General features: G+C 43.3%; 19 protein-coding genes and 1 riboswitch. Of the genes, 11 read left to right on the top strand and 8 right to left on the bottom strand.

Annotated features, from left to right (window positions below):
• Positions 1–31 precede the first annotated feature (31 nt).
• Positions 32–1,423 (bottom strand): 6-phospho-beta-glucosidase GmuD, encoded by a 1,392-nt coding sequence (locus tag EL241_RS03355; RefSeq protein WP_036107918.1) that lies wholly within the window; start codon positions 1,421–1,423, stop codon positions 32–34.
• 105 nt (positions 1,424–1,528) lie between these two features.
• Positions 1,529–1,630, top strand: a riboswitch (purine riboswitch).
• 77 nt (positions 1,631–1,707) lie between these two features.
• Here EL241_RS03355 and EL241_RS03350 point away from each other — a divergent pair.
• A complete protein-coding gene (locus tag EL241_RS03350; RefSeq protein ID WP_003757998.1) occupies positions 1,708–3,003 on the top strand; it encodes an NCS2 family permease in 1,296 nt (431 codons plus the stop codon).
• A gap of 88 nt (positions 3,004–3,091) precedes the next feature.
• Here the strand turns inward: EL241_RS03350 and EL241_RS03345 are convergent, their stop codons facing one another.
• The 4 genes from EL241_RS03345 to EL241_RS03330 form a co-directional block, all read right to left on the bottom strand.
• Positions 3,092–3,586, bottom strand: coding sequence for a hypothetical protein (locus tag EL241_RS03345; RefSeq protein ID WP_036107919.1), 495 nt, complete (start codon positions 3,584–3,586; stop codon positions 3,092–3,094).
• A gap of 21 nt (positions 3,587–3,607) precedes the next feature.
• Complete coding sequence (locus tag EL241_RS03340; RefSeq protein WP_036107922.1) at positions 3,608–4,045, bottom strand: hypothetical protein; 438 nt, start codon at positions 4,043–4,045, stop codon at positions 3,608–3,610.
• A 28-nt stretch (positions 4,046–4,073) separates the two neighbouring features.
• Positions 4,074–4,550, bottom strand: a complete 477-nt coding sequence (locus EL241_RS03335) for a DUF1307 domain-containing protein (RefSeq protein WP_036107925.1) — start codon at positions 4,548–4,550, stop codon at positions 4,074–4,076.
• A gap of 165 nt (positions 4,551–4,715) precedes the next feature.
• On the bottom strand, positions 4,716–5,738 hold the full coding sequence (locus EL241_RS03330; protein ID WP_036107926.1) for an alpha/beta hydrolase: 1,023 nt from the start codon (positions 5,736–5,738) through the stop codon (positions 4,716–4,718).
• A 50-nt stretch (positions 5,739–5,788) separates the two neighbouring features.
• Here EL241_RS03330 and EL241_RS03325 point away from each other — a divergent pair, with 50 nt between their 5' ends.
• A complete protein-coding gene (locus EL241_RS03325; RefSeq protein WP_036107929.1) occupies positions 5,789–6,088 on the top strand; it encodes an MGMT family protein in 300 nt (99 codons plus the stop codon).
• Here the strand turns inward: EL241_RS03325 and hisJ are convergent.
• The 3 genes from hisJ to EL241_RS03310 form a co-directional block, all read right to left on the bottom strand.
• Positions 6,085–6,894 carry a histidinol-phosphatase HisJ gene (gene hisJ, locus EL241_RS03320; protein ID WP_036107932.1) on the bottom strand — a complete coding sequence of 270 codons (810 nt, stop codon included), beginning with the start codon at positions 6,892–6,894 and terminating at the stop codon, positions 6,085–6,087. The two genes, EL241_RS03325 and hisJ, sit on opposite strands and share 4 nt — an antisense overlap.
• 87 nt (positions 6,895–6,981) lie before the next feature.
• Positions 6,982–7,614: an NAD(P)-dependent oxidoreductase gene (locus EL241_RS03315; protein WP_036107935.1), complete on the bottom strand. Its 633-nt coding sequence runs from the start codon at positions 7,612–7,614 to the stop codon at positions 6,982–6,984.
• A 106-nt stretch (positions 7,615–7,720) separates the two neighbouring features.
• Positions 7,721–8,044 carry a winged helix-turn-helix transcriptional regulator gene (locus tag EL241_RS03310; protein WP_036107938.1) on the bottom strand — a complete coding sequence of 108 codons (324 nt, stop codon included), beginning with the start codon at positions 8,042–8,044 and terminating at the stop codon, positions 7,721–7,723.
• A gap of 166 nt (positions 8,045–8,210) precedes the next feature.
• Between EL241_RS03310 and hisZ the strand changes: the two genes are divergently transcribed.
• The 9 genes from hisZ to hisE are packed head-to-tail and all read left to right on the top strand — an operon-like array spanning position 8,211 to position 14,612.
• Positions 8,211–9,395 (top strand): ATP phosphoribosyltransferase regulatory subunit, encoded by a 1,185-nt coding sequence (gene hisZ, locus EL241_RS03305; protein WP_036107942.1) that lies wholly within the window; start codon positions 8,211–8,213, stop codon positions 9,393–9,395.
• A gap of 1 nt (position 9,396) precedes the next feature.
• Positions 9,397–10,029, top strand: a complete 633-nt coding sequence (gene hisG / locus EL241_RS03300) for an ATP phosphoribosyltransferase (protein ID WP_036107947.1) — start codon at positions 9,397–9,399, stop codon at positions 10,027–10,029.
• Positions 10,030–10,031: 2 nt separating this feature from the next.
• Positions 10,032–11,321 (top strand): histidinol dehydrogenase, encoded by a 1,290-nt coding sequence (gene hisD / locus EL241_RS03295; RefSeq protein WP_036107949.1) that lies wholly within the window; start codon positions 10,032–10,034, stop codon positions 11,319–11,321.
• Positions 11,322–11,906 (top strand): imidazoleglycerol-phosphate dehydratase HisB, encoded by a 585-nt coding sequence (gene hisB, locus EL241_RS03290; protein WP_003757977.1) that lies wholly within the window; start codon positions 11,322–11,324, stop codon positions 11,904–11,906.
• Complete coding sequence (hisH, locus tag EL241_RS03285; RefSeq protein ID WP_036107952.1) at positions 11,907–12,539, top strand: imidazole glycerol phosphate synthase subunit HisH; 633 nt, start codon at positions 11,907–11,909, stop codon at positions 12,537–12,539. It begins immediately after the preceding gene.
• Positions 12,512–13,234 carry a 1-(5-phosphoribosyl)-5-[(5-phosphoribosylamino)methylideneamino]imidazole-4-carboxamide isomerase gene (hisA, locus tag EL241_RS03280; protein ID WP_003757973.1) on the top strand — a complete coding sequence of 241 codons (723 nt, stop codon included), beginning with the start codon at positions 12,512–12,514 and terminating at the stop codon, positions 13,232–13,234. The genes hisH and hisA overlap by 28 nt, the downstream gene beginning before the upstream one ends.
• On the top strand, positions 13,224–13,979 hold the full coding sequence (hisF, locus tag EL241_RS03275; protein WP_036107955.1) for an imidazole glycerol phosphate synthase subunit HisF: 756 nt from the start codon (positions 13,224–13,226) through the stop codon (positions 13,977–13,979). The genes hisA and hisF overlap by 11 nt, the downstream gene beginning before the upstream one ends.
• A 2-nt stretch (positions 13,980–13,981) precedes the next feature.
• Positions 13,982–14,311, top strand: a complete 330-nt coding sequence (gene hisI / locus EL241_RS03270) for a phosphoribosyl-AMP cyclohydrolase (protein ID WP_170166173.1) — start codon at positions 13,982–13,984, stop codon at positions 14,309–14,311.
• On the top strand, positions 14,301–14,612 hold the full coding sequence (gene hisE, locus EL241_RS03265; RefSeq protein WP_036107961.1) for a phosphoribosyl-ATP diphosphatase: 312 nt from the start codon (positions 14,301–14,303) through the stop codon (positions 14,610–14,612). Before hisI ends, hisE begins: the two co-directional genes overlap by 11 nt.
• Positions 14,613–14,621: the final 9 nt, after the last annotated feature.

Here is a 14,621-nt window from a genome sequence, read left to right as displayed (position 1 = left end):
TACTTGCTTTCCTTATTTTACCACGCCTATCTTAGTCTTCAAAGCCATTATTTGCAGTAAGCTCTTTATACCAGTAACCAGATGCTTTGATCGTCCGTTTAAAGTTATTATCTAGATCGACTTCGACTAGACCGTAGCGGTTTTTATAAGCATTGGCCCAGCTCCAGCAATCCATGAATGTCCATAGATGATAGCCTAGACAGTTGGCACCTTCATCGATGGCTTGATGTAAATAACGCAAATGATCTTTGATAAAATCGATCCGATAATGGTCATTGATCTTGCCATCAGCACCGCGATAACGATCTTCCCCTTCTACGCCCATTCCGTTTTCTGAAATAAAGAATGGAATATTGTTATAATTGTCCCGCAGATTGATTGCCATGTCGTAGATTGCTTTTTCGTAAATTTCCCAGCCACGATAAGGATTCATTTTGCGATAAGGCATTTCATAATTATCAAATAGATGTTCCGGAATGAACGGTGCATCTGGATGTGGCATGTACTCTTTTGCTTTGACACGACGCGGCTGATAATAATTGACGCCGAGAATATCAATGATGTTGTTTTTGATGATAGCAAGATCCTCTGCCGTATGTTCAGGGATGAAATCACGTTCGCGCAAGATCTCAACAAGATCTTCTGGATATTCGCCTTTCGTTACTGGATCTAAGAAAGAACGGTTATAGAAAAGATCAGCAAGATGGGCGGCTTTTAGATCAGCTGGATTTTGACTGCGCGGATAAGAAGGCGTCAAGTTCAAGATCACACCGATTTTACCGTCTTGATTCAATTCATGATAATATTTTACCGCCAAAGCATGGGCAAGTGCAGTATGATAAGCCACTTGTGCTGCACGACCGAAATCATGGACGTTTGGATAATGCATGTCATATAAGTAGCCCATTTCCACTGGCACGATCGGTTCGTTGAAAGTAAACCAATATTTGACTTTGCTGCCAAATAGTTCGAAACACGTTTTCGCATAGTTCGCATATGCATCTACCACGGCACGATTTTCAAAGCCGCCTTTTTCTTGCATAGCCATTGGCATATCAAAGTGATATAAGTTGATAAATGGCTCCACACCATTTGCGATCATTTCATCAAGGACATTATTGTAAAATTCCACTGCTTTCGGATTCACTTCTCCGGTTCCATCAGGGATCAGACGAGACCACTGGATCGAAGTCCGAAAAGAATTGTGCCCTGTTTGTTTCATCAATGCAATGTCTTCTTTATATTGATAATAAAAATTGGATGTATTTTGCGGACCTACACCATTAAAAAACTTCTCCGGTTCGATTTTGTACCAATGATCCCACACACTCGGTTTCTTGCCGTCGATAGTGCTGGCACCTTCCGTTTGTGGTCCGGATGCAGCGCTCCCCCACCAAAAGTTTTCTGGAAACGTATATTTCATTATTATCTCCTCCTTTTCGGTATTATTATAACTTATTTTTCTAAAAGTATAAACTAATTTTTATAAAAATATACAAGTAAAATTTTATATTGCGTAATGACTGAAAAAGGGCTACAATAAGCAAGTCGTATAAGTTCGGAAATAGGGTCCGGACGTTTCTACCAAGCAACCGTAAATTGCTAGGCTACGAGCTGCATATAGGAGTGTAGTGTCTATTTGACGCGCGCTTATTTGAAGCTCTTTCCAAATTATGTACGACAACATAAATAGGGAGGCTTTTTTTAATGAATCGTTTTTTTAAACTGCGGGAGAATAAAACTTCCGTACGCACAGAAATTCTTGCTGGACTAACTACTTTTTTATCCATGGCGTATGTCTTATTCGTCAACCCAACTATGCTGGCGACGACTGGGATGGATCTGCATGCTGTCTTTGTAGCCACCGTACTTGCCGCTGTTGTTGGTTCTGTAGTGATGGGACTTGTTGCCAATTATCCGATCGGACTCGCACCCGGGATGGGGCTTAATGCCTTTTTTGCTTATACGGTATGTGCGCAATGGGGTATCCCCTGGCAAACTGCGCTTAGCGGCGTATTGGTATCGGGACTTGTTTTTATTTGTTTAACATTATCTGGGATCCGCGAAAAAGTGATCAATGCGATCCCTGCTGAACTTAAATATGCCGTCGGTGCCGGCATCGGCTTTTTTATCGCCTTTTTGGGACTGAAAAATGCCGGGATCATCGTAGGTAACAAATCGACGATCGTCGCACTTGGAAATCTGCACAGCGGGCCTGTTTTACTAGCTGTCTTCGGAATCGTGATCACGGTCATTTATATGACACTTAACCTACGCGGTGCGATTTTCCTAGGAATGATCACGACAGCGATCATCGGCATGATTTTCGGACTGATCGCTGTACCGCATCAGATCGTTTCTGGGATCCCAAGTATCTCACCGACTTTCGGACAAGCAATCATTCATTTGTCCGACATCTTCACGCCACAAATGTTGATCGTGATCTTGACTTTCTTCTTTATCGACTTCTTTGATACAGCCGGTACATTGGTAGCTGTTGCTAATCAAGCTGGTTTCGTTAAAGATAACAAAGTACCGCGTGCCGGTCGCTCTTTATTTTCTGATTCAGTAGCGACAGTCGTCGGTTCTATCTTTGGGACTTCGACCACGACTTCTTATGTGGAATCCACTGCTGGCGTTGCTGCTGGCGGGAGAACCGGTCTGACCGCCATCGTTGTCGGCATCTGCTTTGCCTTATCGCTCTTCTTCTCACCGTTACTTGGCGTTGTCACTAGCGCTGTCACTACACCAGCATTAGTGATCGTAGGTATTTTGATGATCGGGAATGTAGCCCACATCGACTGGTCGAAATTCGAAACAGCTGTACCAGCTTTCTTTATCGTCTTGATGATGGTGCTTACCTTCTCGATTGCTACGGGAATCGCGATCGGCTTTATTTTCTATCCGATTACCATGGTATTGAAAGGTCGCTATAAAGAAGTCCATCCACTGATGTATATCATGATGTTGCTCTTTATTTTGTATTTTGTGTTTGTAGTATAGTAGGTAAACAAAAAAACGCATGAACCACATTTTATAATGGGGTTTTCATGCGTTTTTTGTTTGAAAGAATTAATTTTCGAGACATTTCTTAATCTGCTGACGAATTATTTCTAATTATACGGCATTGCATCTTTTCGTATAACAAATTATCTAATTCGGATAATTCTTCTCCATATTCGGAAATATTCACATAAAAGTAATAATCTTCTTGATTTGCTCGGAACTCTAACGATTGCTCTTCTGTATATTCTATTTCTTCAATTTCTTCATAGGGAAGGAATACTTGATTTATTTCCAGACCTTTATCATAGAAATTAAGATATTCTTTTTTCTTAAATAAACTAACTAGTCCCCAAATGCCAATTAAAAAGAAAATAATCATTAAGCCGATCATTAAGAATCTGGGGATTATGATTCCAGATCTTCCAATCGTAAATACCATTTCTTTGATAAAAGTAACATAACCAATCGCGCCACCAACAACAAAGCCACTTAACACCATTCCCAGTTTGCCGAAAATACTGTCGCCAGAAAAACTTACGATCGGAGTTTCTGGAGACATTTCAGTATTACTGTTTTTCATTTTTCCATCTCCTTCCGTTCATCACTTTTGAATCAATTTTAATTGCTTCGTTTCTACATCTCTAGTCAATAGATAATTTTTATTGGCCTCTATCATTGCATCCAACATAAACGTTTCACATTTGCTAACATTTCTATAAAGAATGCCTGGTCGGGACGTATGTATCTCCGCTTGCAACAAATGCTTCCCTTGCTTTAGATAGATACCTTCAATTTTTCCATAAGTTCCAAAAACGTATGGTTCCTTCCCATCTACCAATTTTACATTTACAGTTTTCCCGTAAATAAAGGGAATGTTAACCCCGAGCTTATCAAAATAGATAACACTTGCATTATCATTTTTATAAGCCTCTACTTTTTCTTTATGCTGATTTATGGTAGACCGCATTAAAAACCTAGAAAGTAGAGGGACTATAATAAGAATAGCTACTGCAACGCTAACAATCATGTAATAATTCATTTATTTATCTCCTTATATTCGAAAAATCTTAATCTTTCTTCTTAAAGCCTCTATCTTCAAATTCTTTTACGGTATCTTTATAACTGATATTTTTAGAATTACTTGAACCTCCTATAATAGAACTTGCTGTTTTTGAATCTATTTTATTTAAGTCGATCGTAGTTTTTAGAACCATGCTGCTCTTAGTAAATTCTGTTGTTAAGGATAATCCTTTCGCCCCTTTTTTGAATTCATTAAATTGAGTTGCTACATTCTTTTCCAACTCTTTTTTAGTTTTTTCATCTAGCTTTTTCTTTTCATCAATACCAAAATACGATAATGCATATTCCATTTTTTGACTGACTTTCTTCAGCTTATCTCCTTCATGTGTAAAAGCAACTTCCATTTTCGCACCATTTTCATTGGATATAAAAGTATCTGTCTCCGCTTTTTTCGCACTATTACCACAAGCTGCGACAACTAAGCTTATAGTCAGAATGCTTAGTAAAACAATAATTTTTTTCATTTGCTTAATCTCCCTTTTATTTGATTTGTGAATTAATTATATCAAAAATATAGGAGCGCACTTAAAAAAACAAAGCACAAAAAGCTTTATTTTATTACGAAAATATGGCAATAACATGTCAAGCATCTTTAAAATTGCTTTCCATAAAACAAAGAAGGGAACTCCCTACAGCTTTTCTTTCTTTGTATTTTCCAATATATGCTCATCTAAGAATGCCAGCGTCTGCTCCCACGCCAGCATGGCTTGCTTCGTTGATAAATCAAATTGATATTCATGCTTGATCTTGCCATCTTTTTTTGTAAAATATAATGTTTTCACCTGCACATGGTTCGCCCTTAAAGCACGCTCAAATGCTTTTGCGTGCAGATCAAACGAACTGGTATTACCATCTGTCAAAAATGTCGGCGGATAATCGGCGGAAATATGCTCCACGATTGAAGCCTGTTTCGCTTCCAGACTGTTTTCCCAATCGCGCCTGCCTAAGTAAGCCCAGCCGATCCGTTTCATAAAGAAGCGGCGTGCCGGATCTCTCACTTCCAGAATGCCCTGCAGATGATACGGCCCGCAGTAAAGCAGTGCCGCACGGATCGTCTCTATCGGGACAACCTGTTCAAGTCCCAACGCTTCTGCATAGTCTTTATTGGTTTGTATCGTAAGGAACTGAGCAGCCAGCTGAGCGCCCGCGGAATCTCCGCCAATGACCAGCCTAGCAAGGTCGAGCATTGGATAGTCCTGTTCCTTCGCTTTCAAAAAACGGTACGCATCTTGCATCTGCTGAACGGGACCGGGATAGATCCGTTCTGGCGCTACTTGATAATCGATCGATACAACAGTGTAGCCCTTACTAGCCATCATCGTACTCCAATAAGTCGCTTTTTCTTTATTTCCGCCGACGAAAAAACCGCCATGCACCCAAAAAATCGTGCCTTTTGGCTGGCTGTTTTCTTTCGGAGAGTATATATCCAGCCGATTATTTGTGAAATCGGAGGAATAGGAAATATTCTTTTGGATGCGGACTTTTTGCTGATAATCTGCATAATGCTTCGGCTTTTTCCCCTTCCCATACGAGCAAGCCCGCAGCAGATAAACAGCTAGATGAGGAGAAAATAAGCTGATGCCGATAAATACAATAAGTACGGCAGCAAGTATGACAAGCACATAGCTGCCTGCCTGAATAAAATAGTTCATGTCGACTCCTTTGTTTTGTTATAATAAAAATGAAAGGGAGGCCAGAGATTATGATTCCAGCTGAATTTGAAGAACGTGTCTTTACCATTATCAAACAGATACCTCATGGAAAAGTAACTACCTATGGACAAATCGCCTACATGGCCAAATTCCCCCGTCATTCCAGACTGGTCGGCAGTTTGCTAAAAAAATCCGTTCGGTCAAAAACCGTTCCCTGCCATCGCGTCGTTAATAGTATGGGCCGTTTAGTCCCAGGCTGGGAAGAACAGCGCTATTTGCTGGAAGGAGAAAACGTTCCGTTTAAGCCGAATGGTTATGTAAACCTAAAACTTGCTTTTTGGCAAGGCTAGTAGCCCCTGCCAACTTCACTCGCTTGATGAGCATCCGAACCATAAACGAGCGGTATGCCCATTTGTTTAGCACGCTGTACGACTTGTTCAGGTGGATACGTTTCCCGGCAATAGTCTTTAAAAAGTCCCGCCGCGTTATAATCTAATTCATAATTTCTCCTTTTGACAGATTGCAAGAGCTCCGTCATCTGCTCCATCGCCTGCGCTGTCCATTCCGTTCCTTCGTTAAAATAATGCTGGAATTTTTGGCAAAGCGATAGGTGCCCGATCCGTTTCGGTTTGTAGCTGCCAAGATCTGCCTCGATCGATGCTGCTACCATATCGAAGTAAGCAGAACGGGCCTTGGCAAAATCTCCATAATACCCGATGATTCCTTCTTGATAATCCTCCGGGCTGAAATCGATTCCCCGATACCCGTCTTTTCCTGGCAAGAAATGAACGGACAAAATACCATCATCTAATTGTTTTCCGTATTCTGCCAAAAAATCCCGCGTCCAATTTTCAAACGGCTTCAGATAATCGACTTCAAAACCGACCTCGATCGTGATATCGCTGGCATATTTATGTTTCAACGCATGCATTTTCTGCAGATAATAGCGCACATCGGTAAGCGCCATTGCCCCGGTTTCTACAACTTCCGGCGCGCCTCCGGATCGTTCTAGCAGTTCTGGCGGCAGCGGTGCATGCTCCGTGATCGCGTAATGACTGAAACCTTGCTGGATCGCTGATCGGATATAAAGCTCTACATCATCATTTGAACCATGTGGACAAAATTCTGTATGGGTATGACCATCTTTTTTAAGCAAATTCCATTCCTCCTGCCTATTCAGAATACACTGATTATAGCATAAAAAAAACGAGGAGACATTCCTCTCCTCGTCTTAACCCAAGACCTAATCAGCAATCACGGAAAAGCGTTTTCCAATGAAATCCCCTGTTTCGATCTCATCCACAACTGCCACTGCAAAATCCGCATATCCAATTGTATTTTCGCCATTTTCATTGAAAGTAAGCCTATCATTGGAAACAATGGTAAACCTATTTGTCAGCGGTGCATCAACAACAAATAACCTTGCCGGACTTGCATAAGTCCAATTGACATCCGTTCTGATTTTAAGCGCATCAAATGCTTTTGCCATTGAAGTAGCCAGCGCTTTAAACTCTGCAGGCATATTCGGATCATCGATCACCCGGCTTGATTTCGCTTCATCTATATATAAACTTCCCGCGCTTCCTACCACGAGCAACCGTGTATGATGATGTCCGGATAATTGATCCGCAAGTTGTTTCAGCGTGGTTTGATGAAGTAGCACATTTTGCCATTCCCCAAACGCATCCACCACTACATCAAAAGCAGCTAGTTCTTCTGTTTGCAAATCAAAAATATCTTTTTCGATAACATCAACAGATTCAGCAACTTTCGAGCGGTCACGCACGATCGTAGTCACCTCATGTTTTCGTTTTACTGCCTCTGCTAAAATAAGCTTTCCTGCGTTTCCATTTGCTCCAATAATTCCAATTTTCATTGTATCTCCTCCTAATATCTCTCATTACTATGAGTCTAGCATACCCGGATATACTTGAAAATTACGCACTTTTTAGTAAGCTAGTTACCATTCGGAAAGTGCACCGCTACAAATGTTGCTCTCCCCACGCTGCCATAGAATCCAAAATCGGTCGCAATGTTTTACCCAAGTCGGTCAATCGATATTCGACATGCGGCGGACTAACTGGAAATACTTCTCGTGCCACCAATTCATGTTCGATCATTTCTTTCAAATTCTGTGTCAGTACTTTGGGAGAAATGCCAGGGATAAGCCTCTGCAATTCATTGAATCTCCGTTTTTTAAATAATAATTCCCGAATAATCAAGACTTTCCATTTATTACTGATCAATTGGATCGTTTTTTCTACAGGACAATCCACAAGCGGTGTCAGCCTTTTCGATTCTTCCATCGTTATCTCTCCTTCAACTTCTCGCTCTTTCAAGTTTGCTTTAGTTTACTGTAATCTTTCCCACAATGCAAAAGATATTTTTCGCAAAAAATCAATTGGTTTACAAAAACGCTTTAGTGTGTTACCATGCTAATTAACTAAAATCAACATAAAGGAGTTAAATCACGTGAATTGGAATCGAAATTTGCCAGCTGGAACCAATGACAAACTATTTCGCGAAGCAGAATCGGCTTTTCAAGTCGAACAACAAGTAAACAGCTTCTTTCAAAACCGCGGATTTAAACGAATCGAAACACCGATCATGGAATTCGAAGATGTCTTCAGAGCTAGCTCCGAGAGTGCCGCTGCGATCTACCGCTTCTTTGACTCAGAAGGCCGAACGATCGCGCTTCGTCCTGATATGACATTGCCGATCGGCCGCGTGATCAGCACCGCCGCCATTACACTTCCAGTCAAATTATCCTACAGCGGAAAAGTATTCCGCGCCCACCCGGAATTGATCGGTGAACAAAACGAACAGACCCAAGCAGGTATCGAGATCATCGGCTTTTCCTCTCTCAAAGCAGAGCTGGAATGTATTTTAAGCGGAATCACGATTCTATCAAATCTAGCGATCCCCAATTTCCAGATCGAGTTAGGGCATGCGGTCATCTATCAAGAAATCTTGAAACAACTACAATTAGACGATAAGACGGAATTAATTTTCAGAAAATTATTACTAAACAAAAGTATTTCTGGTATCAAAACCTTTGTGGCCGAGAATCCTAGTTCCCTCGATGATTTTATTTTAGAATTACCATGGTTGTTTGGCCCTGCTGAAGAAATTCTACAAAATGCAAAACAACAGACTGATAATCGTGGTATTTTAGCTGCTTTGTCAGAGCTAGGACGCACGGTCCAACTTGTCGAACAGGTAGAACCCGATGTTGCTTTGAGTATCGATCTCGGTTTGATCCAAGATTTTGATTATTACACCGGTTTGATTTTCCGCGGCTACGCTGATCATGCTTCTGAACATTTCCTCAGTGGCGGTCGTTATGACCTTCTGCTGGAACGCTTTGGCGGAAACCCCACTCCTGCCGTGGGATTGGCACTGCATCTGGATAAGATCGTTCGTCTGAAAAATAAAATCGGGCAGCATTATAGAGCAAAAACGCCAGACAGCTTTGTCCATTATGGATTGGCCCAGTGGAAAGAAGCAGAACACTATCTCGCTGCTCATCCCGAAGCCGAACTTTCCTTTTTTGAGATTCCGGAAGAAAGCATTGCTTACGCGAAAAAATGGCAGATCAAACGTGTTATTTTGATCAATGAAGCTGGTATCGCAGAAATTTATCGGGAGGCGGAATAGGATGAAACCATTGAAAATCGCCTTGACAAAAGGACGGCTAGAAAAGTCTGCTACCCTATTATTGGAAAAAGCAGGCATTGACTGCACGCTGTTAAGAGAAAAAAATCGTAAACTCATTTTTGAAAGCACTACCCAGCCTGTCACTTTCATTCTCGCAAAAGCACCTGATGTGACGACTTACGTCAAACACGGCGTGGTGGATGTCGGAATCGTCGGTAAAGATATATTGATGGAGCAATCACGTTCACACTACGAAATGCTAGATCTTAAAATCGGCATCTGCCAATTTTGCCTTGCCGCTGTCAAACCTTTTGCCGCCGAAAATTATCGCCGTAAAGTGATCGCGACAAAATATCCGAACATCACCCGTAATTATTTTAACGAAAAAGGCGAAGATGTCGAGATCATCAAGATTGAAGGTTCCGTAGAACTTGCTCCGATCTTAGAACTTGCCGACGCGATCGTTGATATTGTAGAAACTGGTGCGACATTGCGGGAAAACGGACTGATGATACTAGATCAGATGTACCCGATTTCCGCAAGACTGATCGTCAACAAAGCCTCACTTAAACAAAATAAACAGCAGCTCGCAGGTTTCATCCATCGTTTAGAAGCTGCTACACGGGAGGAATAAACATGAAATGGTTGCAAGGAGATTTTACTACCATCAAAGAACTGTTAGAAATAGAACGAACTAAAGATGATCCCCAAACTAAAAAAACAGCGGATGCTGTAGCCGCGATTATCCAAGCTGTCCGTTACGAGGGCGATGATGCGCTACGTGCTTATACAAAGTCTTTTGATAATCAGGATATCCTTGATTTTCGTGTTAGCAGTGAAGCGATCACCGAGGCATTAAGCAGTTGCGATCCTGAACTCTTAAAAAGTTTGACGACAGCGAAGCAAAACATCGAAAGTTTTCATAAACAGCAGCTGGCAAATGGTTTTGTCGATACAGAAAAAGCTGGTGTCGTCCGCGGCCAATTATACCGCCCGATCGAAACAGTCGGCATCTATGTACCCGGTGGAACTGCCGCCTATCCTTCTTCTGTTTTAATGAACGCGATTCCCGCTAAGATCGCCGGTGTGTCCAGAATCGTCATGGTCACACCGCCTAGTGAAGCAGGAATCCCTTCCACTATTTTAGCTGCAGCTGCGCTTGCCGGCGTGGATGAGGTTTATAAGATCGGTGGCGCTCAAGCAATTGCCGCCCTTGCTTATGGCACAGAAAGTATACCAAAAGTAGATAAGATCGTCGGACCGGGTAACCGCTTTGTTGCGGCGGCAAAACGTGCTGTCTTTGGCGAAGTCGGAATCGATATGATCGCCGGACCTTCCGAAATCGTTGTCGCTGCTGATGAAACAGCCAATCCTGCATTTATCGCTGCTGATCTATTATCACAAGCAGAACATGATCCGGAAGCCGCCGCCATTCTCATCACTACTTCGCAAACGATTGCCGAGCAAACAGAAAAAGCAGTCACTGATCAGCTGCAAACTTTGGCAAGGCGGGCGATCGCGGAACAAGCTTTGCAAGACCACGGTAAAATCATCGTGGCAGCATCGACCGCCGATTTATTTGAAATTGTAAATCTCCTTGCACCGGAGCATTTGGAAATCCAGCTGGAATCCCCTTTCTCCTATCTTCATGCCGTCAAACATGCTGGTTCGATTTTCCTAGGTAACTATGCCTCGGAGCCGCTCGGCGATTATGTAGCCGGTCCCAACCATGTCCTACCGACATCTGGAACAGCACGCTTTTCTTCCCCACTCAGTGTGTATGACTTTCAAAAAAGAATGTCATTTGTCAGCTACACAAAAGAAGCGCTCGCAGCAGAAAAAGATGCGATCATCCGGATCGCAGAATCAGAAGGACTACAAGCTCACGCAAGAGCCATTCAAATTCGTTATAAGGAGGAATTTTAAATGCGCCAAGCCAAACGAAGCCGCAATACCGCCGAAACGGAGATCACGATCGCTTTGAATCTCGATGAAGAAACCCCCGCTTCCATCGATACGGGAGTCGGTTTTTTTGATCATATGCTGATCCTATTCGCCAAACATAGTCGAATCTCGCTCAATGTCAAAGCAACAGGAGATACGTATGTCGATGCCCACCACACAGTCGAAGATGTCGGCATCCTGCTTGGCGAACTATTTAGCGAAGCGCTCGCTGAAAAGCAAGGAATCAACCGTTACGGCACCGCTTTTGTACCCATGGATGAAGCACTTGGTTTCGCTTCGATCGATTTAAGCGGTCGGTCCTATTTGGTTTTCGATGCTGCTTTTGAAAATCCAAAATTAGGCGATTTTGATACAGAACTGACGGAGGAATTCTTCCAAGCGGTCGCCAATAATGCCAAGCTGAACTTGCATGTCCGTGTCCTCTATGGTACCAACACTCACCATAAGATCGAAGCGTTGTTCAAAGCATTCGGTCGAGCGTTCCGGGAAGCCATTACGATCAATCCTGATATCCAAGGCATCAACTCGACCAAAGGAGTGTTGTAAATGTTAGCGATCATTGATTATGACACAGGAAATACAAAAAGCCTGCAGAAAGCTTTTTCCTATTTACAAACGGATACAGTGATCACGGCTGACCCAGCAATCATCGCCAAGGCGGAGGCGCTCATTCTTCCAGGCGTAGGTGCTTTCCCCGAAGCAATGGCCGAGTTAACTTCCCGCGGACTTGTTCCTTTACTCAAAGAAGCCGATGCAGCTGGCAAACCGATTCTCGGCGTATGCCTTGGGATGCAGTTATTACTAGAAGGCAGCGAAGAACATCGTTATACGAAAGGCCTTGGATTAATTCCCGGCACTGCGAAACGACTGCCAGCTAAGCCAGCAATGCCAGTACCTCATATGGGCTGGAACCAGTTAGAGTTACAACAAGGATCCCCACTCACCAAAGGATTGGCAGGCGAATATGTATACTATGTCCACTCCTATTATGCTGATTGCCCGTCAGGCTATATTTACGGATCAAGCACCTACAGCACCTCGGTCACTGGCATTATTGCCGCGGGTCATACTTATGGTGTCCAATTCCACCCGGAGAAAAGCGGTCAAGTCGGCCTAACGATTTTAAAAAATTTCATGGAGGTGGTTCGCGCATGCAGATCTTCCCAGCAATCGATATAAAAAACGGTAAATGCGTGAGACTTTACCAAGGCGATTTTGCTAAAGAAACAATGATGAATGCTGATCCCATTGATCAAGCTGCAAAATTCGCCGCAGCGGGAGCGACTTTCCTCCATATCGTGGATCTTGATGGCGCTGTTTCCGGCAAACCAACCAACATCGCTTTGATCCAACGTCTCCAGCAGCAAGTAAAAATCCCTATCCAAGTCGGCGGTGGTATTCGCACCATGACTCAGGTCGATACGTATCTACGTGCCGGTGCTGAACGCGTCATCATTGGCTCCGCAGCGTTATCTGATCCGGATTTTGTCAAAGCAGCTGTGACGAAATATGGTGATAAGATCATCATCGGAATCGATGCGAAAAACGGCTTCGTTGCGACAGAGGGATGGCTGCAGTTGTCGGATAAAAAGGCCACGACATTCGCTGGTGAAATCGCCAAACTCGGTGTCAACACGATTATTTATACAGACATCAGCAAAGACGGTACACTGGCTGGTCCCAATTTCGAGGAATTACGTGCGATCCAGAAAAGCGCGCGAATTGCTGTGATCGCCTCTGGAGGGGTCAGCTCCAAAGCAGATCTGGAACAATTGGCTGCAGAAGGGTTTTACGGGGCGATCGCCGGCAAAGCCCTCTATGAAGGGAAAATCACCATGGCGGATGTGCTGGAGGTGGAAGGTCATGCTTACTAAACGGATCATTCCCTGTCTTGACGTGACAAATGGACGCGTTGTGAAAGGCATCAATTTCATCTCGCTTACTGATGTCGGCGATCCCGTAGCGATAGCTGATGCTTATAACAAAGCCGGCGCAGATGAACTTGTTTTCTTAGATATTTCAGCAACGAACGAACAGCGAAAAACCCTGATCGATGTCGTGGAACGAACGGCTGAGCAAGTCTTTATCCCACTCACAGTTGGCGGCGGCATAAGCAGTATTGCCGATATGAAAGCTCTTCTCCAAGCTGGCGCAGATAAAATATCCTTGAATTCTGCCGCAGTAAAAGATCCCGAACTGATCAAAGCCGGAGCTGAGAAATTCGGCTCACAATGCATCGTCGTTGCCATTGATGCCAAGCGGCATGGAAACAGTTGGCATGTTTATACACATGGCGGTAAAGTCGACACAGGACTTGATGCAGTGAAATGGGCACAGCAAGTAACCGAACTCGGTGCTGGCGAAATCCTGCTTACCAGCATGGATAAAGATGGCACCAAAAGCGGTTATGATCTAGCACTTACATCCAGCATCGCTTCCAGCGTATCCGTCCCCGTCATTGCTTCCGGAGGTTGCGGGACAAGCGATGATATCGTAGAAGTGTTTCAAAAGACTGAAGCCGGAGCTGCACTCGCCGCCAGCATTTTTCATTATGGTACCATCGCTATCCCCGATTTGAAGCAGCACCTGGCTAATAAAGGAGTGGAAATACGCTTATGACGATCCCCAAACTCGATTTTTCTAAAGGTCTGATTCCTGCCATCATTATCGAAGCCGGCACGCAAGAAGTCCTGATGCTCGCTTATATGAATGAAGAAAGCTTTCAAAAAACGCTAAGCAGCAATACCACTTGGTTTTACTCCCGTTCTAGGAGATCACTATGGAACAAAGGCGCTACAAGTGGCAATTTCCAGCACGTCAAAAAAATCATGACAGATTGCGATCAAGATACATTGCTGATCCACGTCGTCATCGACGGCCCAGCATGTCACACAGGTGAAAAAAGCTGCTTTTTCCAAACCATAAAGGAAGTGAATGAAGATGTTGACTAAATTATATGCCGAAATCGAACAGCGAAAAAACGAGCCCAAAGAAGGTTCCTACACCACCTACCTTTTTGAAAAAGGATTAGACAAGATTCTCAAAAAAGTGGGGGAAGAAACGACAGAAGTAGTCATCGCTGCCAAAAATGAGAATCAGGAATTGATTAGCGAAACAGCCGACCTTACTTATCACTTGCTCGTCTTATTAGTAGAAAAAGGCATCCCGCTCTCCGCGATCAAAGAGGAACTGGAAGGACGCGTCGGGAAGATCAGTACGACGAAAGATCGAAGTGAGATCACGGATCTATAAATAAAAAAC

Origin of the sequence: Listeria grayi, from assembly GCF_900638015.1 — a bacterium.
GTDB classification, from domain to species: Bacteria; Bacillota; Bacilli; order Lactobacillales; family Listeriaceae; genus Listeria; species Listeria grayi.
This window is presented reverse-complemented; position numbering and strand designations above follow the sequence as displayed.

Bases quoted from the DNA above. Each gene is read 5' to 3' on its own strand.
- EL241_RS03345 (WP_036107919.1), bottom strand. From the start codon at position 3,586: ATGAAAAACAGTAATACTGAAATGTCTCCAGAAACTCCGATCGTAAGT.
- hisF (WP_036107955.1), top strand. From the start codon at position 13,224: ATGCTTACTAAACGGATCATTCCCTGTCTTGACGTGACAAATGGACGC.
- EL241_RS03340 (WP_036107922.1), bottom strand. From the start codon at position 4,045: ATGAATTATTACATGATTGTTAGCGTTGCAGTAGCTATTCTTATTATA.
- EL241_RS03330 (WP_036107926.1), bottom strand. From the start codon at position 5,738: ATGAACTATTTTATTCAGGCAGGCAGCTATGTGCTTGTCATACTTGCT.
- hisH (WP_036107952.1), top strand. From the start codon at position 11,907: ATGTTAGCGATCATTGATTATGACACAGGAAATACAAAAAGCCTGCAG.
- hisB (WP_003757977.1), top strand. From the start codon at position 11,322: ATGCGCCAAGCCAAACGAAGCCGCAATACCGCCGAAACGGAGATCACG.
- EL241_RS03355 (WP_036107918.1), bottom strand. From the start codon at position 1,423: ATGAAATATACGTTTCCAGAAAACTTTTGGTGGGGGAGCGCTGCATCC.
- EL241_RS03325 (WP_036107929.1), top strand. From the start codon at position 5,789: ATGATTCCAGCTGAATTTGAAGAACGTGTCTTTACCATTATCAAACAG.
- EL241_RS03310 (WP_036107938.1), bottom strand. From the start codon at position 8,044: ATGGAAGAATCGAAAAGGCTGACACCGCTTGTGGATTGTCCTGTAGAA.
- hisA (WP_003757973.1), top strand. From the start codon at position 12,512: ATGCAGATCTTCCCAGCAATCGATATAAAAAACGGTAAATGCGTGAGA.
- hisE (WP_036107961.1), top strand. From the start codon at position 14,301: ATGTTGACTAAATTATATGCCGAAATCGAACAGCGAAAAAACGAGCCC.
- hisG (WP_036107947.1), top strand. From the start codon at position 9,397: ATGAAACCATTGAAAATCGCCTTGACAAAAGGACGGCTAGAAAAGTCT.
- EL241_RS03315 (WP_036107935.1), bottom strand. From the start codon at position 7,614: ATGAAAATTGGAATTATTGGAGCAAATGGAAACGCAGGAAAGCTTATT.
- hisD (WP_036107949.1), top strand. From the start codon at position 10,032: ATGAAATGGTTGCAAGGAGATTTTACTACCATCAAAGAACTGTTAGAA.
- EL241_RS03350 (WP_003757998.1), top strand. From the start codon at position 1,708: ATGAATCGTTTTTTTAAACTGCGGGAGAATAAAACTTCCGTACGCACA.
- EL241_RS03335 (WP_036107925.1), bottom strand. From the start codon at position 4,550: ATGAAAAAAATTATTGTTTTACTAAGCATTCTGACTATAAGCTTAGTT.